This window comes from Kitasatospora sp. NPDC059646 (genome assembly GCF_042734615.1).
Lineage (GTDB): Bacteria > Actinomycetota > Actinomycetes > Streptomycetales > Streptomycetaceae > Kitasatospora.
In genome coordinates this window covers 102,090-124,217 of sequence record NZ_JBHWDS010000011.1, presented here as the reverse complement: position 1 = coordinate 124,217, position 22,128 = coordinate 102,090, and the positions used below count along the sequence as shown (strand labels likewise).

24 protein-coding genes and 2 tRNA genes are annotated in these 22,128 nt (G+C 67.8%); 1 reads left to right on the top strand and 25 read right to left on the bottom strand.

Annotated elements, in window-relative coordinates:
- Positions 1–83: 83 nt before the first annotated feature.
- The 22 genes from ACFV1L_RS10290 to ACFV1L_RS10185 all read right to left on the bottom strand — a co-directional run bounded on the left by ACFV1L_RS10290 (position 84) and on the right by ACFV1L_RS10185 (position 20,478).
- A complete protein-coding gene (locus ACFV1L_RS10290) occupies positions 84–788 on the bottom strand; it encodes a hypothetical protein (protein WP_380364746.1) in 705 nt (234 codons plus the stop codon).
- Between the two features lie 293 nt (positions 789–1,081).
- Positions 1,082–2,191, bottom strand: coding sequence for a DUF5047 domain-containing protein (locus tag ACFV1L_RS10285; protein WP_380364744.1), 1,110 nt, complete (start codon positions 2,189–2,191; stop codon positions 1,082–1,084).
- The gene (locus tag ACFV1L_RS10280; RefSeq protein ID WP_380364742.1) at positions 2,191–4,410 is read right to left on the bottom strand and encodes a hypothetical protein; all 2,220 of its coding nucleotides are present in this window, start codon (positions 4,408–4,410) and stop codon (positions 2,191–2,193) included. The genes ACFV1L_RS10285 and ACFV1L_RS10280 overlap by 1 nt, the downstream gene beginning before the upstream one ends.
- A 154-nt stretch (positions 4,411–4,564) precedes the next feature.
- Positions 4,565–8,959, bottom strand: a complete 4,395-nt coding sequence (locus ACFV1L_RS10275) for a transglycosylase SLT domain-containing protein (RefSeq protein ID WP_380364740.1) — start codon at positions 8,957–8,959, stop codon at positions 4,565–4,567.
- 397 nt (positions 8,960–9,356) lie between these two features.
- A complete protein-coding gene (locus ACFV1L_RS10270; protein ID WP_380364738.1) occupies positions 9,357–9,680 on the bottom strand; it encodes a hypothetical protein in 324 nt (107 codons plus the stop codon).
- Positions 9,681–9,775: 95 nt separating this feature from the next.
- Positions 9,776–10,357 carry a phage tail protein gene (locus ACFV1L_RS10265; protein WP_380364735.1) on the bottom strand — a complete coding sequence of 194 codons (582 nt, stop codon included), beginning with the start codon at positions 10,355–10,357 and terminating at the stop codon, positions 9,776–9,778.
- Between the two features lie 57 nt (positions 10,358–10,414).
- Positions 10,415–10,789 (bottom strand): hypothetical protein, encoded by a 375-nt coding sequence (locus ACFV1L_RS10260; RefSeq protein ID WP_380364734.1) that lies wholly within the window; start codon positions 10,787–10,789, stop codon positions 10,415–10,417.
- A complete protein-coding gene (locus ACFV1L_RS10255; protein ID WP_380364732.1) occupies positions 10,782–11,132 on the bottom strand; it encodes a hypothetical protein in 351 nt (116 codons plus the stop codon). Before ACFV1L_RS10255 ends, ACFV1L_RS10260 begins: the two co-directional genes overlap by 8 nt.
- Positions 11,129–11,449, bottom strand: coding sequence for a head-tail adaptor protein (locus ACFV1L_RS10250; protein ID WP_380364730.1), 321 nt, complete (start codon positions 11,447–11,449; stop codon positions 11,129–11,131). The genes ACFV1L_RS10255 and ACFV1L_RS10250 overlap by 4 nt, the downstream gene beginning before the upstream one ends.
- Positions 11,450–11,460: 11 nt before the next feature.
- Positions 11,461–11,847: a hypothetical protein gene (locus tag ACFV1L_RS10245; RefSeq protein WP_380364729.1), complete on the bottom strand. Its 387-nt coding sequence runs from the start codon at positions 11,845–11,847 to the stop codon at positions 11,461–11,463.
- Positions 11,825–12,055 (bottom strand): hypothetical protein, encoded by a 231-nt coding sequence (locus ACFV1L_RS10240; protein ID WP_380364727.1) that lies wholly within the window; start codon positions 12,053–12,055, stop codon positions 11,825–11,827. Before ACFV1L_RS10240 ends, ACFV1L_RS10245 begins: the two co-directional genes overlap by 23 nt.
- Positions 12,055–13,074 carry a major capsid protein gene (locus tag ACFV1L_RS10235; protein ID WP_380364726.1) on the bottom strand — a complete coding sequence of 340 codons (1,020 nt, stop codon included), beginning with the start codon at positions 13,072–13,074 and terminating at the stop codon, positions 12,055–12,057. Before ACFV1L_RS10235 ends, ACFV1L_RS10240 begins: the two co-directional genes overlap by 1 nt.
- An 18-nt stretch (positions 13,075–13,092) precedes the next feature.
- Complete coding sequence (locus ACFV1L_RS10230; RefSeq protein ID WP_380364724.1) at positions 13,093–13,491, bottom strand: head decoration protein; 399 nt, start codon at positions 13,489–13,491, stop codon at positions 13,093–13,095.
- A 20-nt stretch (positions 13,492–13,511) separates the two neighbouring features.
- Positions 13,512–13,988 carry a hypothetical protein gene (locus ACFV1L_RS10225; protein WP_380364722.1) on the bottom strand — a complete coding sequence of 159 codons (477 nt, stop codon included), beginning with the start codon at positions 13,986–13,988 and terminating at the stop codon, positions 13,512–13,514.
- 199 nt (positions 13,989–14,187) lie between these two features.
- Positions 14,188–14,961 (bottom strand): hypothetical protein, encoded by a 774-nt coding sequence (locus tag ACFV1L_RS10220; protein WP_380364720.1) that lies wholly within the window; start codon positions 14,959–14,961, stop codon positions 14,188–14,190.
- A gap of 25 nt (positions 14,962–14,986) precedes the next feature.
- On the bottom strand, positions 14,987–16,453 hold the full coding sequence (locus ACFV1L_RS10215; protein WP_380364718.1) for a phage portal protein: 1,467 nt from the start codon (positions 16,451–16,453) through the stop codon (positions 14,987–14,989).
- A gap of 11 nt (positions 16,454–16,464) precedes the next feature.
- Positions 16,465–18,108 (bottom strand): terminase, encoded by a 1,644-nt coding sequence (locus tag ACFV1L_RS10210; protein WP_380364716.1) that lies wholly within the window; start codon positions 18,106–18,108, stop codon positions 16,465–16,467.
- Between the two features lie 79 nt (positions 18,109–18,187).
- Positions 18,188–18,649, bottom strand: a complete 462-nt coding sequence (locus ACFV1L_RS10205) for a hypothetical protein (RefSeq protein ID WP_380364714.1) — start codon at positions 18,647–18,649, stop codon at positions 18,188–18,190.
- Complete coding sequence (locus tag ACFV1L_RS10200) at positions 18,649–18,918, bottom strand: hypothetical protein (protein ID WP_380364713.1); 270 nt, start codon at positions 18,916–18,918, stop codon at positions 18,649–18,651. The genes ACFV1L_RS10205 and ACFV1L_RS10200 overlap by 1 nt, the downstream gene beginning before the upstream one ends.
- Positions 18,919–18,967: 49 nt before the next feature.
- Positions 18,968–19,576 (bottom strand): bifunctional DNA primase/polymerase, encoded by a 609-nt coding sequence (locus tag ACFV1L_RS10195; protein ID WP_380364711.1) that lies wholly within the window; start codon positions 19,574–19,576, stop codon positions 18,968–18,970.
- A 342-nt stretch (positions 19,577–19,918) separates the two neighbouring features.
- Entirely contained in the window at positions 19,919–20,173 is a 255-nt protein-coding gene (locus ACFV1L_RS10190; protein WP_380364709.1) for a hypothetical protein, read from the bottom strand.
- Complete coding sequence (locus ACFV1L_RS10185; RefSeq protein ID WP_380364708.1) at positions 20,173–20,478, bottom strand: HNH endonuclease; 306 nt, start codon at positions 20,476–20,478, stop codon at positions 20,173–20,175. The genes ACFV1L_RS10190 and ACFV1L_RS10185 overlap by 1 nt, the downstream gene beginning before the upstream one ends.
- A 41-nt stretch (positions 20,479–20,519) precedes the next feature.
- On the opposite strand from ACFV1L_RS10185, the gene ACFV1L_RS10180 reads away from it, so the two are divergent.
- Complete coding sequence (locus tag ACFV1L_RS10180; protein ID WP_380364706.1) at positions 20,520–20,789, top strand: hypothetical protein; 270 nt, start codon at positions 20,520–20,522, stop codon at positions 20,787–20,789.
- A gap of 345 nt (positions 20,790–21,134) precedes the next feature.
- Here ACFV1L_RS10180 and ACFV1L_RS10175 read toward each other — a convergent pair whose 3' ends face one another.
- The 3 genes from ACFV1L_RS10175 to ACFV1L_RS10165 all read right to left on the bottom strand — a co-directional run bounded on the left by ACFV1L_RS10175 (position 21,135) and on the right by ACFV1L_RS10165 (position 21,742).
- The gene (locus ACFV1L_RS10175; RefSeq protein WP_380364705.1) at positions 21,135–21,470 is read right to left on the bottom strand and encodes a hypothetical protein; all 336 of its coding nucleotides are present in this window, start codon (positions 21,468–21,470) and stop codon (positions 21,135–21,137) included.
- 28 nt (positions 21,471–21,498) lie between these two features.
- Positions 21,499–21,573 (bottom strand) — tRNA-Pro (locus tag ACFV1L_RS10170).
- 96 nt (positions 21,574–21,669) lie between these two features.
- Positions 21,670–21,742 (bottom strand) — tRNA-Gln (locus ACFV1L_RS10165).
- Positions 21,743–22,128: the final 386 nt, after the last annotated feature.

The window sequence follows — 22,128 nt, the reverse complement described above, 5'->3', positions numbered from 1 at the left end:
CCGTCGAAGCCATGCGTCACCCTCCCCGGGCATAGAAAAAGCCCCTGCGCCGGACGGCGGGGGGCTGCGGTGCTGATCAGGTGCTACGCGCGGCGTACGAGTGTGATGAAGGAGTCGCGCTCCAGGACGGTGCCCGGCGAGGTGCTGGCTCCCTGTCCCCACTGGAGGGTGACGCTGCCGGCGCTCGCTCCGGTCCGGAGGATGCCGGAGATGCTGCAGGTCATCGGCTGCGTGCCGATGGTGCCCCACGTCTGCGCTGCTGACTGCACGTCAGTGATGACTGTACCGACGGTGGCGCTGGCGTTACGGTCCTGCCCACGCATGCTCAGTCGGTAGCCGGCGCCCGACGGTACTGAGAGCTGCTCCTGAAAGTCCCCGCCTGCAGGGCCGCTGAAGACCAGCACGGCACTCACCTCGTAGACGGCGTTCGCAACCACCGGCACCGTCAGAACCGAGTCGTCCACCATCGCGGTGGACGTCCGCGGCGTGGAGTCACCATCCCGTCGCGCGTGCAGGGTCGCTCCCACGCCGGTAATCGTCAGGGCGTCGATCTGCGGCGTGCCGCCGGCGCTCCAGGTGATGTACCGGCGCCAGGCCGTGCCGTCGTAGACCTCCATGCGCGCCTCTGCGATCAGCCAGCAGCGCATCCCTGCGACGGGAGCAGTGACGGCCGCGTTGCGGGCTGACGCACTGGCAAAGATCATGTTGAGCCTCGGCGCGACTGCCGCTACCAGCGCCGACATTGCCGACTCGATATTCGGTGCATCCGACAGTTTCGGGTAGGGCACGCCCTGCTGAAGGCTGTCACTTCCGGGCAAAATCCACCTCCGCCCCTAAGGGGCCGTCAGTTAGGCGAGAGCGCCGACGACAATCCAGTTACCGGCCGCGCTTGTGAGGACGAGAACGGTCTCTCCGACCGTCGGGGTGTAGCTTTTGAGCCGTCGCACGCCAGCCACCGTTCCGGCGGTAGTCGTAATGTCGACTGTTCCGGTTCCGGTCGCGGACACAGTGGCCATTTGCCACCCACCGCGCGGGCTCTCGGCAATGGCGGCTGCGATTGCCTGTGCAAGGACGGAGGTCATCAGCTCGTATCCTGTTTGTTGCCACGAAGGGTGAGCGGGAATTCCCCGCTGACATCCAGCGGGACAGTGAAGGCCTGCACGATGAAGAGGTCTTTGCGTCCGCCGGCGTACGTCGCGCGGATACAGTCGCCTGCCTCCAGCGCCGGATTTGGCAGGGTGGCTAGCGACGTTTCGACGTTGGGCGCGATTGCGTCCCTGAGCATCGCCGTGGCGGCTGCGAGGCACGCCGCGTTCGACGTCAGCAGCCCGGACGAGTACCGTCGCGTGACCTTGCCGAACGGCCCACCCCACCGGGTCGGTGACGTCGGGTTGGTGTCGGTGGCGGTGGCGCTGAACACGGTGCCGGCCGACGAGTTCTCGGACGTCACCTGCACCGCGTTGTACACGCCGGATCGGGAGACCTTGCGGGCTGCGGAGACCAGGTTGCCCGACGCTCCGTCCGCAACGTCCCACACCGGCACGGCAGTTGAGATGTCCGGCACGTCGGCGATGACGTACCGGCCGAGCACGTCGCAGTAGACGTCCGCCTGCATGGCAGTGCCGAGCTGAAGCACTGCGTCCCAACGGTCCGCGCCGGCGTCCCACACCACGGTCGGACAGGCCGGGTTCCGCGAGCCGGCCGTCAGGTTGACGACGGTTGCGGTCGGCACGGTTGCCTGGATCAGGGTCGTGATTGCCGCAACACAGGTGCCCAGACCGGCAGTTGACGTCGGCACCGAAAATACGTCGTCTTGGATGACAGCCTCGCCGGACTGACCGGTCACCGTCACGGGCCCCATGTCGACGTCGCCGCTCGGCTCGTCCACTCGGAATGTACCGAGCGGGCACATCTCCACCGCACCGTCCGGGAACTGGATCCCGCGCGACACCACGAGCGTCTGCCCGTACGGTCCGAGCGTGTCAGTGGCGCTCCACGGCAGGTAGGCCGGGTCGGGGAGCGTCAGCGAGAGCTTCCGCCTCACTTTGCTCCCGCGGTCCACCGCGACGGACCCGCCCGAGATGGGCAGGTCCGCCGCGACGAGCGCGCCGGCGTAGTAGGCGTCGACCTGGACGCGGATCTGATGGGACGTCGCTAGGGCGGCGAGGAACCGTGGGCTCACTGCGTACATCAGGTCCCCTCCACTCCGGTCAGCACACCCAGCCACGAGCCGTACCGTGCGAAGACGTCCGCCCATGTCGCGTAGCCGGACAACACGGTCTGCCACGATCGCGTGGCCGAGCCGATGAGTGCGCCCACCGGGCGATCCACCTCGGTCAGCGCGAGTGTCCACACGCGGTCCGCCTGGCCCGCGTAGTCACTGGGACGGGATTCCTCCACGTCCCCTACCTGCACGTACACGTCTTGCTCGCCCCAACCGGCCGGCCACTGCAGAAGCAAGGTATTGCCGGTGTCGACCAGCCACGTCAACGCGTCCCGCTCATCCAGCGTCTCGGTGGTGACAACGAGAGATCCGGTGCGCGCAGATCGTACGTCCGTGATGATCACTGGCCGGTGACGCCGACGCACGGTGTACGAGCCCTGCCGGGCAGCTCGCTGCCAGTTCGGCGGCGTCGTTACGACGAAGAGGCGCGATCGGGCCGGCATCGCCGGGTCCTTGACGATCACCCGAAGGTCATCCGGGTACGGCAGCGTCACCGAGTCCGTGGTGTAGGAGATCCAATCAGGTCCCGTCGTCCAGGACTTGACGTAGTAGCTGACGGGGACACCTAGCGGCGATTCGTAGTCGTCCTGCACCGCGATGTCACCCGTGATGACAGTGGACGTCAGGTCGCCGCCGTACCCACGGACCGGTGTCTGAGAGCCGTCGGATGCTGTTCGCCAGAGCCCCCACCGAGTCCGCGCGCCGGTGGTCAGCCCCGTGACGGTGATCCGCGCGCCGTACTGGCCAGCCAACGGGATCACCTGCGCCGTCAGACCGCCGGGCCCGACCACCTGGCGGTCGAGGTACCACGTCTCCCCCGCCGCCGGACCGGACCGAATCAGGTACGGCCGGACGGAGACAGCACCCACAGGCGCCACGTCCGCGGTGTAGCTGTAGCTCCAGGACGACGACGCCCCGGCACCAAACGCCCAGCTTGCCGAGGTCTGCCGGAGCACCTGCCCGCCTGCGTCCAACCAGTCGAGCCGCACCGTGTACGTGGCGGTGTCGGTAGGCGGACGCACCGCGGGCCGGTAGACATACGCGGTTCCGGCCGTGACCGGGATGGCTGTTGCCGACGTCAGTACAGCGTCGACCCCACCCGTGCACGTCAGCGCGAGAGAGGCAATTCCCTCCAGCGCCACGGCAGTTGAGCGGTTCAGCGTCCCACCCGTTGCCGACCACCCGGCTGTACTGACCTCCGCACCGTACACACCGTACCCGAGCAGGTTCCCGGCCTCGTTCGGCGCGACCATGAGCGCGGCCTGATCCGTCAGCCACGTCTGCCCGGCTGCCGTGGCAGTCGGCTGGAACGACAACCGGACCTGCGTGGCACCGGGCGGCGTGGTGCCGATGACGGAGACCCGCGTCCACGTGCTCGCCGGGACGCTCCAGTTGGCCTGACTGGCCGCCACGAAGCCACCGCCGGCGTCGTACCATCGCAGCTCCAGCAGGACGGCGCCGCTGACCGGAGCGCTGACCCACAGGTACCCGAGGTACTCCGTGGACGCCGCCGCGGGGTAGAACGTTGCCACGCGGTTGATCATGTCGCCGGCAGCGAGGGAGGTCGTCGCCAGCGAGTACCAACCTTCAAAAGACGTCGAACTGACGCGACTCGCAGAGCAGTTGCCTGCGACGGCCCACCCTGCGGTGCTGACCTCGCAGCCCTGCGTGTTGTAGTCGAGCAGGCCCGGTAGCTGGTTCGGCGGCCCGAGTGCGATCGAGTCGACCGCTACCTGTTCCGACGTCGTCATGCCGGAGACGGTGACGGTGACGCTGGCGTACGTCGCACCCGCGGGGGCGGTAGCGATCAGGATCGGCGGCGGCGTGTTCCACGACGTCGCGTTCGCCAGGGTCGCCGCTGCAGACACCGAGGAGGAGATCGCGGTCCCGCCGGATGACGCCGCCCACCAGTCCACCTGTACCGTGAACGTCCTGCCGGCAGCTGCGACGATCAGCGCGGCGTAGGCGTACGCGGTGTACACCATGCCGGCCGTCACTGCCACGCGAGTTGCGGTCGTCGCGGACGCAGCACCGGAGGACGTCGTCCGCGTCATCAGCAGAGACTTGGCGCCAGTGAAAAAGCGGGTGGACTGCGAAAGCGTGGTGTTCGCTCCCGCAGTCCACCCGCTCGTGTCGGTCTCAATCTCCGACGTGTTGGCGCTCAGCAGGTTAGTGCTGACGCTCACCCGCCGTCACCACCTCCGCGGCCCGGGTCCTGAGGGTGGTTCAGCGGGTCGTCGACCACCTCCACCGGAGTGCTGACGTAGATCGGCGGCTCCGGTGGGGGCTCGGGCGTGGGGTCCGGAGTTGGGTCGGGCGTGGTCGGTTCGTCGTCTGCCACTACTTCACTCCCGCTAGAAGGTCACGTGCAGTCGCCGTTTCGGCGTACCGCACTTCGGTTCGGACAATGTCCGTGATTTCACGGTCACCGACATAGACGTGAATTTCTGCAACGTCCCCGCCGCCCGTCGTCCCTGCGCGCTGGATTGCGTCCCACTGACCGGTCGTGAAAACCGGTTCCGGTTTCCCGGTGTGGTTGTAGACGAGACTCGTGCCCGTCGGCAGGTAGCCGCCCGCGTCGTATCCGCCGGGGCGGTTCAGGGCGGACAGGGAGCCGTACGTGTGTAGCGCGTAATTCAGACCGGCGAAGATGTTTGCCAGAGGATCCGTGGACGTCCCGTAGAGGAATGGGCCCGTGTTCCGGAATGCGTCGGCGTATGCTCGGAACGTCGGACCGATGACCTGCATGAGGCCGACGGACGGGGTTCCCGCCGCCCAGTTCGAATCCCACGTGTTGACTACCGTCGGGTTGCCGCCAGATTCCTGGTTCATCCGTCGAAGGACGGTGTCCATCCAAGATTCCGGCTGCCCGAGCATCGCTAGCGCCTGGCGGACGGCCGGCGCCCACTGCTGGACTCCAGCCCCGCCGTTTCCTGACCCGCTTCCACCGCCGAGTCCGACGACGCTGAGGAGTTTGTCCTTCAGCCCCGACACGGCCTTCACCGGAATTCCGGCCACGGTCTTGGCCATCTGCGATTCGCCGATCTTGGCGATCATGTCGCGGATCGGCTTCGTCAGCTTTTCCCACGCAGCACCGGGGTTCTTCAGCATTTCCGCGCCGTCCTTTGCTGCGCTCCACGCTGCGCCTGCGGCACCGGTGATTCCGCTCCAGACGTCGCCGATGATTCCACCGGATGCGAGGAGCTGGCTGCCTGCCGCCGCGTGCAGCGCAATGGCGCGGCTGCGATACCGAGGATCCGTCGGGATGACGTACTCCGGGTAGGCCGGGTTGCCCTCGCCGACGATGGCCGTCGGACGGTTCGTCACCATCGGGACCGCAGGACCCCAGCCGGCGCCGATGGTACCGCCGGCAGCGAGCAGCTTCGGCCCGTCAGGGAGGTGCGGCAGGTCGACGAAATCGGCGACCCTGTCCCAGACGCTCTTGATGCCCTTGGTGTAGACCCATTCGATCAGGAAGTTGACGGGCTTCTTCGTGATGTCGTAGAGCTGCCCCCACGCCTCTGCGATCAGGTCCTTCGCCAGACGGAATGCGTCGGCGAGTGGCGTCAGGGCATCCTTCGTCCGCTCGAATGCCGGCTTGAGCGCCTTGTCCCACAGCCAACCGGCCTTGTCACCGATCTGGTTGAACGCCGGCTTGATCGCGTATTCCCACAGAAGGGCCGCGATCACCATCAGCCCCTTGAAAGCGTCCACCATGAAATCGAACGCGGGCTTCAGGGCGTTGTTCCAGAGCCAGACACCAGCGTCACCGATGGCCGAGAACGCGGGCTGAATCCGGTTCGTCCACAGCCACATGGCGATTTCGCCGAGCGCCTGAATTCCGATCCAAATCGGGGTCAGGACAGCCACGACGAGAATGGCAAACAGAACCCGAGCCGCCAGCCAGATGAACTCGAACGCCGGGCCGAGGGCATTTTCCCAAAGCCACATCGCAGCCTTGCCAATGTACTGGAGACCAATCCAGATGGCATCGAACGTCGGCTTGAGCGCGTAGTTCCAGACGAAAAGCGCGGCAGTCTTGATCGCGTCCCAGGTGGCCACCACCGCGACGTGGAACCAGTTCCAGTGGTTGTAGGCGTAGATCACCGCAGCCACCAACGCGATGATGGCTACGACAATAATTTCAATCAGCGGGACGATACCCGTCGCCTGAATTGCGACGTCCCACGAGATGGTCTCGGCTGTCGCAATGGCCACGATCGCCTGATAGATTCCGATGACGAAGTTGTACGCCACCAGTGCGATCTTCGCGGTGTTGAAGGCGAGCGCCATGGCGTAGATGGCAATCACGGCTTCCGGCGCGTGCTCGGCAATCCAGGAGATCCCGTCGGCTGCGAGTCCGACCAGCTCCAGGACTGGCCCCGAGAGGGGCGAGAGTGCCTGGCCGATGTCGAGCACCGCGTCAGCGATCTTGCCGAACGTCGATGCGAGCTGCGGCCCGCTCCGCTCCGCGTAGTCCAGGAAGTGTTCGAACTCGGGCGAGCCACGGAGCCCGCTTCCCCAGTTGGCGAAACGGCCGGTGATCCGCTCCATGGTGGCCGAGATGCCGGCCATGTGCGGGAGGAAGGCGTCCACGACGCCAGCCATCCCCTTCAGCACGTTGCCGAAGGTGACGCCCAGCCCGAGCAGAGCTGGGCCGGCGGAAGCGTCGATGTCCGCCTTGAACTGCCTCCAGAACGGCGTCTTCAGCTCGCGGCCCGCCTTGTCGAAGAGCGTCCCGACAGCGTCGGCGGCGTCCAGTACCAGCGGCGTGAACCCGGGAAGCGAGCCCTTCGCCGCGTTGATGCCGCGGACGAAGAGGGGGAGTACCTGTGGCTGCAGCGACGTCGACCAGTCGGTGAACGCCCGCTTCAGGCCGCTCGGTCCCGCAATCGCGTCGAACAGCGCGCGGGCCGGCGGGCTCAACTTCGCAAGCGCGGCCTCGTACTTGTCCGCAGCCGTCGCGGCGCTCGCCGTGCTCTTCTCCGTCGACAGCATCGCCTGCCGCAGTCCGCGCTGTGCAGACGCAATCGACTCCGCTGCGGACGTCTGCGCCTCCGCAACAGCCTTCGCGGCGTCCGCGGTCTTCTGCTGCGACTGCATCAACTTGTCCTGCGCCTGGCGCACGACGGTCGAGCCTTCAACACCGGCGTCCCGCGCGGCCTTTGCCCCCGCCGTCAGGTCGCGCTGCGCCTGCGACGCTTCCTTCGCCCCCTGAACTGCGCGGTCGTAGTCGAGCTGTGCGCGACGACGCTGCAGCTCGGTCGCCGTCGACCCGGTGGCGTAAGCGGCCTGTAGCGCCTGCTGCGTCTCCAGCACGCGGAGTTGCGCGTCCTGTTCGGACAGCGCCCCATCACGCAGCCGGTCTTCGTACGCTGCGAGCTGCTGCTCTGCGGTACGGCGCGCGGCCGTCAGGTCATCCTGTGCCTGCACCTCCGCGCGCTGTGCGTCGACCAGGGACCTGCTTGCGGCTTCCACCTGACGCGACGCGTTCCGGCGAGCAGACGCAAGCGACGCCTCAGCGCCGGCCAGCGACAGCGCGCGCTGCTGCGCGGTCACGGCAGCATTCGCACCGGCCGTGGTTGCGTGCGTGGACTGGTCCTGTGCGGCCGTCTGCGCCTGAAGTGCAGTCGCCACGCCGCGCACTGCGGGGATCGCAGCCAGGCCAAGAGCACCGGCGCCGGCGGAGGCGGCGACAAACGCTGCCGCAACGCCGCCAACTCCCGCGGCAAGGATCGGAATTGCGGGGATGGCAGCGAGGGCGGCAATCTGGATGCCGAGCATGAGCACCGCGGACGACGCCTCGCTGACGTCGACCTTCAGATTGACACGCTCGCGGTCCAGCGCCTTGGCGGCTGCCTCCACAGCTGCCAGCTCCGCAGCTGCCGATGCCGCGTCCGCACGTACGTCGATCGAGACGCCTCGTGCGTTCAGTTCTTCCAACTTCGCGCGCAGCTCGGCGATTCGCGCCAGCGCCCGCGCGTCGTCGAAGCCGGCTTCCGTCTCCAGTCGCTCGGGTATGCGTGCCAACTCACGACGTAGCGAGTCGAGTTGTGCCGACGCTTCCGTGGTGTTCGCGGTGACGTCGATCACCGGCAATGCGGCCTTCGCCGCCTCCACCTGTGCAATGAGCTTGCGTCGGAAACTGCCCGGCTGCAGCTCGATCTCCCACGGCTGCCGGCTGACTGCCGCGATCTCCGCCTGAATCTCGGCTAGCGCCGCGCGAGCCGTTGCCGTGTCGATGCGCACCGCGGGGTTCGGGTGGCTGGCGCCCAGCCGGCGGAGCTGCGCGTCCAGCTCGCCCACCTTCGCAGCCGCGTCGGCCACGCTGACGTCTATCCCGATGCGCTTGCCGGAAAGCTGCTCCAACTTCGCGCGTAGGCGGGCCAGTTCGGCGTCCGTGCCGGTGTCGCTCAACTTGACGTCGAGCTTCGGCATCGCGCGGAACGCCGCCTCCAACTTGGCCTTGAGCGACCGGGCGAACGCGCCGCCGACCTGATCGCCTTCGCGGGACGCAGTGGTCTTGGCCTTCGTCCCCGCGGTCTGAATCGCGTTGGACAGCGACCCCGCCACGCGTTCGCGCAGCACCTCCGCCAGCCGGTCACCGAGTGCACGGCCGGCGTCGGCGCCAACCCGATCTGCGGCGGGGATGACGCCGGCTTTCAGCTTCTCGTGGAACTGCGCCAGGACGGGGACGACGTCGACACCTACCGTCGCCACGATGTCGGTAGCCATTACGCCTCCTCTGGCGCTCGCATGCGGGGGTCAAGCGCCCGCCGCTGCTCGGTCGTGAGGCGCTTGCGGGTCGCGCGCTTCGGCGGGATACCGGGGCGCGGAGTCGGCTCCGGGGGCGTTGGCTTGCCGCCGGCTGCCGCTATGGACACGGCTGTGAGCTGACGGACGGCGTCGAGGATCGAGGCGAGCAGCAGCTCTGCGCCGGTCCACGGCGCGAGGTCCGGCCGTGCTTCGTCGGCGGCCCGGGCACGCTCCTCCGGCGTCATCGCGTTGCGGAGCGCTGTTTTCGTGGCACTGTCCGGCGGGAGACTCTGGATCAGCACCCGGAGCCGGCGCATCGTCAGCTGGCCCCGGTAGACGTCCAGCAGGTCGATGCCCCGCCAGGCGAGGTCTGCCTCTAGCTCTTCCGGGTACGCTTCGAGGACGCCGAGCGCCCACCAGACTTTCCCGGGGCCTCCCCCGACGCCGACATGGCGTCCGCGGTGAAGGTGGCCAGCTCGTCGAAGGTGGCGTCGATCTCCACGAAGCGCGCCACGTCGTCCGGGTGCAGTGCCAGAGCCGCCCAGGTGTCGAAGTCACCGGAGCGAAGTGCCCGGAGGAAAGACGGCCGCCACCGGCCAGGCGCGAGGACGCGCAGCTCCGTTCCGTCCAGCATTGCTAGCAGGTACTCGCTGCCGATCGCCTCGATCTCCTGCACCTCAGCGGGGGTCTTCTCAGTCATGCGCGCGGGTCTCCTGTTCAAGTCGATTGTTAGCGCGGGTCGTTGTGGAGCTGAAGCGGGGCCCGGACCCGCGCAGATACGGGCCCCGCTGGTCATCAGGCGAAGAAACCGCTCACGTCCACGCCGCCGTAGTCGATGACCCGGCGGAGCGCAGGGGCAGTCGCGCCCTTGTAGAACTTCATGGTCATCTGCACCTGCGCAGCGTCCTCGGTGCCGGCCTTCTCGTCGCCGCGCGAGTCGACAGCGCCGTTCGGGGCGTAGTGCCGCATGCGCTTGTCACCGTCGGTGGAGTCGAAGAGGAAGGCGTACTTCAGGTCGTTCGGCCGGTCTGGGAAGTCGTACGCCGCGATGCCACTGACCGGCTCCAGGTCCGACAGTGGAACGTTGTCGTACAGGGCCCTGACGTATGGGTTCAAGGCCTCCTCGAACGTGACGTCGATGGTCTTCGTCGATCCGGTTCGCAGAGTCCGGATCGGCTCAAGGCTGCCGGCCGCCTTGAGATCCTTCTTCTCCTCTTCCATCTTGAACGCGCCGCCGTCGGTGGTCACCCAGCCGAGGCAGGTCCAGCCGGTGCCAGGGTCAGCCATGCCGGTTGGCGGGGCGGTGTTCGCTGCCGCGATATAGACGATGTAGTCGTCTGCGGCATAAGTGAGATCGGCGTTGCGGGTGTCGGCCACGGGCCCTCCAGGACAGCAGCAAGGCCCTGGACTCCAGGGCCGAAGAGTGTGTGTGGTTCACGCGGGGCGCACGCGCAGGCTGATCGTCAGCCCGACCCGGTGCACGCCCGGATTTTCGTAGGGTCGTGAGGCAGGCCCGGAGTCGACACGGGCCCACTGCACGACGGCATCGCCGCGTCGGCCGCGGAGGCGGAGCGCAGCGTCCTCCACGCGGAGCCCCAGTTCCCGCGCCGCTTCGTACGTCGTGGCGTAGCAGTCCAGGTCGACCCGTGGGCGGCGCGCGAAACGCTCAGCCGGGCCACCGATGGCAGCGACCTGGACGATGGGCAGTGCTCCAGCCAGGTCAGCGGGCAGCATGGTGCACGGGCGGGCGCCGATGACGTCGGTCACCCACCCTGCAAGCAGCGCCTCCACGTCGACCAGATCAGCCATTGCGGCTCACCGCAGCGTCCACCGTGCGCCGGGCTACGGCGTAGCGTCGCACTCGGCGCGAGCCGTATTCGACGTCGCGCGCGTACCGGGCGGTGTTCTCCAGCCGACCATAGACGCGCTTCGTCGGACGCCCCCGGTAGCGGACACTTTTGGTACCGGTCGCCACGCGCCAGCTTCCGCGGTACAGGCCGGGGTGCGGGTCCGCCTCAGCGTCGCCGACAGGGGACAGTGACTCCGCGATGGGCTGCATGGTGGTGGCAGCCGCTACTACGGCCACAGCCATGCCGGGGTGGAGCAGCAGCTTCCGCGTTCCCATGAAGTGTGCCCGGTAGGTGCTCATCATCCCTCCCAGCGTTTGAGTTGGACCTCCAGATGCGCGAGCCGGCCGGGGTACCGGGCTGGCTCGCCGACCACCTCGTACGTCTCGCCCGCATACCGCACGCGGTCCGTCGCGCGAATGTCAGCCGTTGCCGGCGCGAAGAGGACCACCGAGACGGTGACCAAATTCCGGCCAGCGATGACCTCGGTCGACGCTGCCATCTGGCCGCCCGGGGGCAGCACGCGGCAGCCGTCGACGGACGTCACCGTCTCGACTCCGGGGACGTCGTTCCCATAGCGGTCCCGCGTGGGCACCCCGGCCCGCAGCACGTCAACCGCCACGGTTGGGAGCGTCACAGGGACCTCCGAAAGACGGTGTTCGGTCCGGGTGTCTCCGCGGGCGCGATGTCGATCGATCCGGCGCCGCTCACCAGGCCGACCGCACGTCGGAGCCGGCGCCGTTCGTCTGCCGTCAGCTCCACGCCGCCGGCCTGCGCGTCCCGGTACGTCACCGCGACGGAGCCGGCGGACTCGGACCGAACGCCAGCCGGGTTCGTCAACGAGCGCGCGGCTACCGCGATGGCGACCGCCTTCACGCCGCGCTGGGGCGGGTCGGTCAGCCGGTCACCGACCTCGCCCAAGATCGCGTCCTCCGTCAGCTCATGCGCCAGGTCATAGGCGTCGGTGCTGACGGGCTGCTGCAGGAAGGTGGCTAGCTCAGCCTGACTGAAGATCACCATCAGCGACCGCCTTTCGGGCGCGAGCGGCGGCCTTCTTCGCCGCCGGCTTCGGGGCGGGCTCCGCAGGTAGCTCCGGTTCCTTCGCCCACGCCTTCGGGTTGGTGATCAGCGGGTACGCCCAGCTGGGCACAGCGTCACCCGGGCCGAACACCACGACCCGGCCGTCCTCACCGACCACATGCACGTAAGTGTTCAGCGCAGCGGGCATCAGATCACGTCCGCCTGGAAGGTCAGGTCCGGGGCCGCGACGACCGGGAGGACGATTGCAGTCGCGCGGGTCCACAGGGTCTGCGGGTCCTCGCTCTTGTACGAGCCCACCGCGATGCCTGCCTCGGAGCCGGCCAGGCCGTAGCGGGAGTCGTCCGCCTCCACCGGGACACCCCACAGCGTGCGGCCGGCCGCGTCGCCCTGCTCAGGCAGGAAGCAGATCTTGTCCTGTGGGGTGATGCGCGTCGCGGTGCCATTCACGGACACCTTCGCGTCGTAGATCACGATCGGTGGGACGTCGTAGTCGGAGAGGAGAGTCTCCAGGCCCGACTTCGTCAGCACGCCCGGAGCGGTCGCTCCCGTGGTCGACAGCTTCGTGAGCTGCGCGGACCGCCGCAGGTAGTTGTAGATCTGGCGGGACATCATCACGTACGCCGGCAGGGTGCCGTTCGTGTCGTTGTAGGTGTCCATCCACGCCTGGAGGTCGTCCAGGGGCTTGGAGTTGGTGGCGTCGGACCACAGAGTGGCGGCAGTGACGTTGTGCGCGGCGTTGCGGCCGAAGTCGACCGTCGCCTGGAGGCCGTTCTCCGCCAGAGTCACCGCACCGCCGAACAGCGCGGCACCACGGGCCAGCTCCACGCGGGCGCTGATCGCGTCGGCGAGCTTCACGGAGTCGGCGAGAAGCCCGTTCCGCAACTCTTCCTTCTGGGTGTCGACGTTGCGCCGGCGAATCCGCTCGTACTCGCCCAGCGGCATCTTCCGCGAGATGGGCGGCAGTTCGCCGCTCACCCGGGCGCCACCCTCGCGGGTCGCAATGTCGGACTCGGCGTCGTACGCCCGGTAGACGGCCGCCTCGGTCAGGCCGCCTCCACCACGGGTGAAACGGTAGCTGAGGTCGTTCACGGTGCTGTTCGGGAGCCAGCGCTCCAGACCGAAGGTGTTTTCCACTCGATCCCGCAGGGCGGCCCGGGCGTACCCGGTCAGCTCGGCAGGGGTGGCGTACTCGGTGATGAGCTGCATCTAGCGCGCCCTCTCAGATCAGACGAAGATGACGCGGGCGCCGAGGTCAGTCTTCCCGGCAGCGTCGATGGTCACGGGGAGCTTCGACTCCCGGATGAAGCAGTGCAGAAGCATGGAGCCGCCAACCGAGGCAGCGACCGCGCCGCGCTCCGAAACGACGTCCACGGCAGTGAACAGGAAGCCGACGCAGGTCTGTCGGCCGTCGCTGGCTGCGTCGTCGTACAGTCCGTACTTGCCCGACGCGGTGACCTTGCCGAGCGGAAGACCGCTCTTCAGGAAGCCGTCGGGGTAGTGGGTGCCAGCAGTGAACTTCGTGACGTCCAGGGTGATCGACACCGGCGCGTCGGTGCCGTGCTGGCTACCGAGCCAGTTCCGCTGATCCTGGTTGAAGGTCACCGTCTTGAGGGTGAGGTCCATCGATCCTCCGTCGATCGGGGTCAGTTCTTCGGGTTTCGGGCGCGCCAGAGGTCAGCGCCTGCCGCGAGGGAGCCGCTGGAGCCGCCGACATCCCCGCCCCGCTGGCCGCCCGAGAGCGGCGGAGATGGAGCCGGGCCAGTGCCGCCGAACGCCTCCCGGAGCGCGTCCGCGTCCGCCTCCAGTTCCTCGCGGGTGCTGCCCTGAAGCCGCTCGGCCTGCGCAGGGGTCAGGCCCTTCGAGCCCGCCACCTCCAGCACCAGGGCCCGGCGGGTGGCGGCTGCAGCGTCGGCCTGTGCCTGCGCAGCTCGCTGCTCGGCGGCGTCCTTCTCGGCCTGGAGCCGCTGCGTCTCAGTCAGCTCGGCTGCCTTACGGGTGGCGAGTTCGGCGGCGTCGGCCTGCCACTGCGCGACCTGCTCAGCAGTCGGTGCCTGAGACGCGCGCTGCTCGTGGCGGCGGGCGTGGTGCTTCCAGTACGCCGCCTGCTGCTCGTGGGTCATCTCGGCGACGGGGGTACTCTCCGGAAAGCCGTTCGGCCCCACCGGGTTACCGCCGCCTCCGCCCCCAGTCGGGTCGTCCTCAAAGAGGGTCCAGGGCGCGGAGTTGAGCAGCGAGTGAACAGCAGAACGGTTGAGAGCGCGTCGGCGCATGGCAGTAACTCCCCTGTCGGGATGGGTGGTTGGTGCCCCTGGCGGGCGGTTACTTCGGGATTCGGAGGTCTTCGGGGCCGGTGAAGCGCTGCCCCTTGTAGCCGAGCACCGGCCCGATCTCTCCGTGGGTGTGCTGAACGATGATCTTGGAGTAGTCGACGCTGCGAGCGTCCCGGGCGCTCGTACCGAGGGCCTCCTCCACGGCCTTGTGGATGGCCTCCAGGCGCGCTTCGTCGATCACCTGGCCGGGGTCGAAGTCAGCCCGAACCGGCGTCGGCCGGCAGTCGCAGCCCGGGTGGATCGGTAGTAGATCGGCCTTGCGGTACCGCTGAGTCGAGGCCACGAGACACAGCGCACAGTCGTACTCGCCCTGCAGCTCGCGCACGTAGTAGGTCACCCGCGGCTGCTGCTCCATCACGGCCTGAGCCGTCAGGGTGCGAGCGCGCTGCAGGTCGGTCTTCGCCAGCGTCTCCAGCCGGTTGGCGCCGCGCTCCGTGGCGACGTCCAGCGGCTCACCGTTGCTGAGTGCGGTCCACACCTCTTTGAAGGGGCGTTCGTAGACGTCAACAGGATCGACGCCGTTGCGCACCGCGGAGCCCGTGACCTCGGCCAGGTCGAACGCGACCCGGGACGGCTCGTCGAAGAGGCGCCGGTACTCCGCCTCCAGGTAGGTGGTCGTCAGTGCGGCCACCCGCCGCTCCCCCGCCAGTAGGGCGGGGAGTACCCGGCGCTGAAATCCCTTGACGTCGTCCCCGCGCCATGAACCGAGCGAACTCCACTCCTGAGCGAGGCGGTTGACCACGCTGGCGAACGTGCGCCTCACTGCCGCGTCGTACGCGGGTGCCGGGTCAGGCTGCCTGCGGGACGTCGGCGGCACGCCCGATCACCGCCCGCGGGTCAGTGGGGGCGGGCTGGCGAATGGGGGTCGCCGTAGCCTCTGGAGCGGCTGGCTGCAGGAGTGCGTCCTGCGCGCGGTCGATCTCCATGCGGTCGATCTCCGGCGGGGTGTACTGCAGCCGCTCCATCCGGGCACGCCACGGGACGCCGGCCGAGTCCAACTTGACTGCAGCGTCGGCGAGTTCGGCGAGCGACCGGGACTCCGGGTCGCGCCACACAGTCTCCGCGTCGTACGCGGCTGCCCGCTGCTCGTCACCAAGCGCGCGGAAGGCCAGACGCATGACCTGCTCCCAGCTCTCGCCGAAGTTCCTCTGCCGGTCCCGCACCTTCGACACGAGTCCGGTCTCCGCCGCCTTCAGTGCGTCGCCCGAGACGTTGACCACGGCGCCGATCAGGTAATGCGGTGGGGTCCGGCTGATGGCTGCGAGATCCTGCGTCGCCGCTTCTATGGCGCGGATGTACGGACCGACGTCAGTAGAGCTGAACTCACCGAACTTCACGTTCGGATCGTCAGTGGTCCACAGCGACTTCATGTCGAGCTGGAACGGCGTGATCTTCTTACCGGTCAGCGGGTCTTCGTCCACAACAAGGCCAGCGGCTGTCCGCTGCTTGAATGCGCCGTAGCGCATTGCAGCCATCAGCAGAATGCCCTTAGCGTTGATCCGGTCCTGATTCGCGAGCAGATCCTCATGCTCCGCGAAGCCGTCCGGCCGCCGGTTTCGCCGGTTGGTGAACCCGACGAGCGGCACCACGCCAAGCGGGTTTGCTGCCGTGCCGTCCGCGGTCCCCGGTAGCGTGTCAGCGTCCCACTGCCGCAGCTCGGCACCGCGGGCTGCCAGCACGAACGACGGCTCAGTCTGCTTTGTCGCGAAGTAGTAGACGCCCTGGGGCAGCCATAGCGTAGCCTTTGTCTGCCCAGTCCAGTCATCGCGCCAGAGCTTCAGCCCTGCCGCGAGCTTCCGCCGGCTCCCCTGCTCGTACTCGACCGCAACTTGGCGGGGCGTCTCGTGCGTCAGCACCGGACGGCCGTCGGGACCCTTCTCCACGAGCACGAAGGCGCGGCGCTGAGCCAGGGCACCGTAATGGACGAGATCGGAATCCGCGTCCAAGTGGTTTTCCTGCCAGATGCGGTTAGCCTCTGCATCCGCAGCTTTCTGGCCGTCGGCACCGAAGCGGAATCCGTCGACCCCCAAACGCTCCGTGGTGGAGTCGATGACGAGGCCCAGCCAGTTGGTGCGCGCGTGCTTCATCCACTCGTGCGCCTCAGTCGGGTCCACGCCCGGGACAGTCGGCAGCGGAGGCCGGCCGACGGCATAATTCCAGAGCTTGTCCAGTGCCTCCCGCTCGCCCAGGATGCGGTTCCCGAGCCGGGCCAGCCACCATCCCGGGGACTGTGGCTTACTAGCGTCGATGGCCATCAGGCCCCCTTTCAGAATGCGACCAGCCGGCCGGACTTCTTCTTTCGCTTCGTCACACCGAGTGCGACAGCATCAGCACGGCATTCGTAAGCGAGGACTGCGGACATCGCCGCGTCGATCTTTTTCGGGCTCTTCGCGTGTTCCTTGCCAATCCCCATGTGGTTGCGGCCCATCGGCCGGCGGCGAGCGTTCAGCACGTGCCGCGTGAGCGTGGCGCCGAGACGGAATCCGTCAGCGGACGCGGTGTCGTCGGTGTTCAGCGCAGCGGCGTAGGACAACCCACTGTCCTCCACGGCTTCGTGGAAGCGCTGGAGAGCGGCCTCCATCGCCGTCGGACGGTTCGTCCACCACTCCAACGGCCGGGCCTGCGTGGCGCGGACCTTCAGGTCAGTGCCGAAATCCGCGGTCCACCGGTCCACGTAGTCCTGCCAGTGCGGCGGGTCGCAATAGAAGCCGCAGACCTCGAAGCGCTGGAACGCGCCGGCCACGGCTGCGTCCACCTCTTCGCGCGGGACCTGCCAGCCCTCGCCCTCGGGACCTTCGGGCTTCTCCCAGACGCCGAGCACCTGGAGATGCCCGTCCCAGACGCGGCAGGCCACAAGTGCCGTTGCATCGTCGCGGATTGAGCCGTCGAAGCCCAGCGTGACCAGGTCCTCATCCGCGAGCAGCTCGGCCTTCCGGCAGAGCGCCCACGCGTCCGGATCCATCCACGCATCCGACGCGACGGTGCGGGAATTCAGGAAATATCTTCTACCGTCCGCGCTATCATTGCGCGTGTCATAAAAATCGTCGACCAGGGCGTCAAGGTCGATCCACTCCATCGCGTCGCCGTAGGCGTCGCAAAGGGCCGCGCGGAGTTCCTGCTCGTTCTTCAGGTTCTTGCACTCGCCGTAACGGTGGTCGTACATGAGGCGCGAGCGACCGCGCTTCTTCCGACCCTCGCGGATTGCTTCCGCTTCCTCGTAGGTCTTCTCTGCAACGGAATCTTGCCCGGGCGCGAACATTGTCGTGGTTTCGAGATACCACGTCTGCGCGTTCTTCTTCCGCTTGCGTAGGTTGCGCGTGACGGTCGAATACATGCGCCGCAACTCGGGCGTGTTGTAAAGGTGGGTCTCGTCAAAGCAAACCCACGTTTCTTTACCGCCATCCTTCGACGACGAAGAGGCGGTCGACGGCATGATTTCTCCGCCGTCAGGGAGGTTAATACGTGTGATTCCGACGTCAACGCCGGGAACTTGACTGAGAGGTGACGCCTCATCGGTCAGGTTGAAGTAAATCGTGTCGAAGACGTTGCCGGTCTGACCTTCCTCCGTCGCCATGATTCGGAGATATGGGACCTTGACCGGCTTGCCCATCGGCTCGCCAGGCTCGTAGACGTACGAGAAGCCGAGTCCCCACGGGTCCTCGTAAACTTCCCCGCCCTCTGCCCAGCCGTCGAAACGGGCAGGGCCGAAAGCCTCGAAGAGGCCGATGCGGGCGCCAAGACCGGACTTGTCACAGCCCTTCGGGCGGGAGAAGAAGGCCGAGTCGTAGAGAAGCCGGCCTTCGTCGTCATCGACCGCATAGCAGTCGGCTACGAAGCCTGAATACTCGTCACCGTGGCGCACGGGCTCGCCCTGGACGTCGCCAGGGCCGTGCACAACGAAGTACTCCATCCATGCGAGCGCGAGCCATCCCAGGGAGCGGCTGCGATCGTGACCGGGGGCGCGCACCAGAGCGCGCGGCATGGTCCCCCTAGCTCGTCAGGCGGGCGCGGCGAGAGGAAATGTCCGTAACGCCGGCGGGAGTCGTTGAGGCGGCGGTACGGGCGGTTCCGGGTGCGTCGACCTGGATTTTCAACCTCGCCCGGTCCTCGGGAGTCGCGCCGAACTTCGCGGCACGCAGCCGGACTTCAGAAGCGAATTCCCAACGACCCTTCGCCCACATCGTGTGATGCATCAACGCCGTATCGATCAAGAACAGCCAGTCGGTGTCCGTGAAGGTCTGCGCCTGCGCGCTCGTCCTCCACGACGTCCACCACGCCTTCGTCATCGGGTGCCAGTCGACCGGCTCTCCGTCGTCCTCGCCGAGTACGCCGGCTGGCAGTTCGGGGCCGCGGAGTTCGTCGTCCGGTTCCAGCTTGAGCAGTGGGACCGCGTCGGTGTTGCGTCGGCGCCGCTTCGACGGGTCCTTCGGGGCTGGTCCGCGGCCGGCCATCAGACCGCCGCCGAACGGTGGTTGTGCTGCCGGATGCGCCGGTACTTCTCATACGTCGTGTGCCCGTCCCACGTGTTGATGTCGGATCGCGCAACGTGGCCGAAGAGGTCCATGTCATTGGGTGCGACGTGCCAACTGACCTGACCGGTCGGAAGATCCACAATGACGACAGCCCACTCCGGCTCGTCGGGATCGTGGTAGCCGATCGTCGACGGGTAGTCGGCCGCCAGCAGCGCGACAAGGTGTGCGCGTTCGCGGTACAGGTCCATACGGGAACCTCCCGTTCGGGACAGCGTCGGCCGTCCCCTGTCGGGAGTGCTACGCCGTCAGCGTGGTGATGAGCGCGGAGAGGTCCGCGAGAGTGGACGAGCACGAGCCATGTCGGCGGCCCGTCACGGTGATGTAGCGGCCGGTGCCGTAGATCTCCACGGCCGTACCGTCCTGGCGCCGGATGCGGCGTCCCTGTCGGACATCCGCGCGGCCCCAGATGTGAAGCCCGTCGCCGGACGGGGACACCTCTACGTAGGTGGTGCCCGCGGCCCGGACGATGGGCGCTGCCCAAGACTCCAGGGAGCCGTCAGGGCGGATGCAGTGGTCCAGGTCAATGCAGACCACGTCGTCGGCGTCCGAGAGGACGAACCCGACTCCCACGCCGGCCGGAGAGTTCACGGCGTCGGCGTAGGTGCTCCACGTCGCGGCGTCGGTGCTGGACGCTGCCATGCCGGCGGTCGTCAGCGGGCGCTTCGTGGAGTCGTAGCGGACCCAACGGGCAGCAGTCGTCATCTCGTTGGGAAGTTCGGGGGCGGCGCTCGCGGCGCGCTTCGTCGCCCGGCTCAGCGCCTTCCGGCACCGCGGGGAGCAGGTCCGCGTGTGGCTCCGCGCCATGATGGCGAGGGGCTCGCGGCAGTGCTCACAGGTCCGGGTCATGCCTCTATCGTACGGGGCGGCGGTCACACTTTCAAGCCTCCCACCTGCACTTATGTGGCTGACTATTCGTCAAGCGTGACGGCCAGCGAGCTGTACGCCCGCCTCCCGACCGGGGGTCTCCATCACTCCAGCGCGGTCGAGTTCGGCTCGCTATGGGCAGCCTCCGGCCGCCTCGCGCCAGATCCCCAGACCCGTACAGACAGCGGTGCCCAGCACCTTTACGATGCCCGTATGATCGAATTGGGGGTTACCCCCTGGTAGTTTGATCATGGTCGGCAAGATCAAGTTAGGGCACCCTAACTCCGTTGATGATCTTGCTTCTATTGACCAACTTAGGCCCGCCTAACTGGCCTTGAAGCCGAACGGCAGGCGCGGCGCAGGCGGCTGATGCACACTCGCACGCCTGATGTCAAGTCGTCTCGGCTGCAGCACCAGCGTGACCGTGGTAGGCCCGTCGTCGTGCATCCGGACCTGCGGCGCCTCAGCCAGTCGCCCGACTGCAACACCGTTGACCCGCACGACGGTGGGCATCAGGCCGTCGCCGTCGCCGTCGTCTTCGTCCACCAGCTCCACGTGTGCGCCCTGCGGGTCCGTCATCAGTCCTCCAAGGCTGGGTGTGTGGGCGTTGGGCGGGCGCTGGACACAGCTCGCAGACCGGCTGCAGCGCCGCCCTCGCTGGCGCTCTTGTGGGCGTGGCACCAGCCACACAGAGCACGGAGGTTGGCGTCCCTGTGGTCGCTCCCCGGGACGATGTGGTCCACGTCCGTCGCGGGACGTCCGCACTGCCGACCGTCGCTGAAGACCGCCGTACAAACGCCCTTGTCGCGCCGCAAGATGCGCCGCCGGATCCGCGGCCAATCGCGCGGAAGTGCCGCTCTGCGGTTGCTCGTTGACCACACCATTGGGCTGCCTCCTGTCGGGGCTCTGCGGTACGCTCCGCGGCATGTGGCCATTCGGGAAGCGGCGGGAGCCGGCGGCGGCGGTGGATGCGGCGGCAGCGCGGGCGTTCAAGGCGGGGCAGACGATCTACATTCGGAAGATCTTCCACGTCCCCGGAGATGACGGCCGAAAGCTCGCTGCAGCACTCCAGCGGATCGAGGCCGCGGGATACCGGCTGGAGCATCAGCAGCACGGCGGGACCGGCCTGCAAACGTACGTCCAGGCCACGTTCCGGCTCGTGCCACTGAGGTCCGACAGCCCTAGCGCCGGCTGACGTCGACCTCCCACTCACGACGCCATGCGCGGTGCTCGGCGGCGCGCTGAGCGCTGTTTGAGCGGCTCCAGTCGCAGCACCCGCAGGTGAACCTCTTACGGGCTGTACGGCCCAGCAGACGGCCTCTCAGGACAGCTCCCACAACACGCTGTGCCGGGGACGGATCGGAGCCGGTTCGCGGCCGGCAGACAGCGCCTCACGCACCGCGCCACGAGCACCGTGCCAGAAGCGGCGAACCTCTCGGTGCTTCACGTGCCGCAGGCGGGTCTTCGTTCGGCTCATCTCTCCTCCACAACGCAAGCAGCCCCGCACCGAATCCCGGTACGGGGCTTGCCAGTTGGTACGTCAGCCGATCTTGATCGCGCGGATCGTCAGCTCGGCGTTGTCGACGTCGACCAGCAGGGACGCGGTGTACATGTCCTTCGGGTAGGGCCCGAAGAGCGCGTCCGCGCCGGCCGCGAGGGTCTTCGTCCGCGTCGCGCTGACGGCCTGGCCGTCGAGAGTGCCGGAGAGCCGCACAGTCACGGTGCGCCCGACCGTGGAGCCGGTGTTCCGCACCAGCAGCCCTACCCGCCCGTCGTTTGCCACCACGTGGCCGTTGACGGGGTCTCCGACGGTCGCAGCGGGCAGCACAGTGCCGGCGCGGTCCGAGATGCTGACGGCGATGGTGCCGCGGGCCATAGGTGCCTCCAGGGGCGTTCGTAGTAGGTCTGGTCGACAGGATTCGAACCTGCGTCCTCCCGCTCCCAAAGCGGGCGCTCCGGCCAAGCTGAGCTACGACCAGTAGCCACCCGCAGGCAGGACCGACCTGCCGTGAGCGCGGGTGCGTTTCTGCCCCCGGCGGGCCGTGCGACCCGGGAATTCCGGGTACCGGGGAAAGCTCCGTGCCCGGGATTCGAACCCGGAGTTACCCGCTCCAGAGGCGGGCGTGTTGCCGTTTACACCAGCACGGACAAGTGACGAGCCGTCGCGGACGGGATTCGAACCCGTGAACCCCGCTGTCCTGCCAGCGGCAGGGGCGGGAGCTGATCCACACAGCGTTTCCGCGCAAGCGTCCGGATCGCTCCGGCTCGCCTTGCTGAGGACGGGCGGTTCTCGACACCGCCAACCGTCGGTAGGGGATCCACACCTCGCACGTTATCCGTGCCGGCTCTCCATGGCCTACGTCCTCCGCGTGCTGTGCCGTGGAATCGAACCACGCCAGGCGCTCCGCACCGAGGGCTTTACAGGCCCCCTCGTCTCCCAGGACTCACAGCTGGGACGGCCGGCGCGCTCTACCCGTGCTCGACCCGGAGGAGAGTACGGGGAGCACAGGGAGCGCTGCCGACCGTCGGCAGGA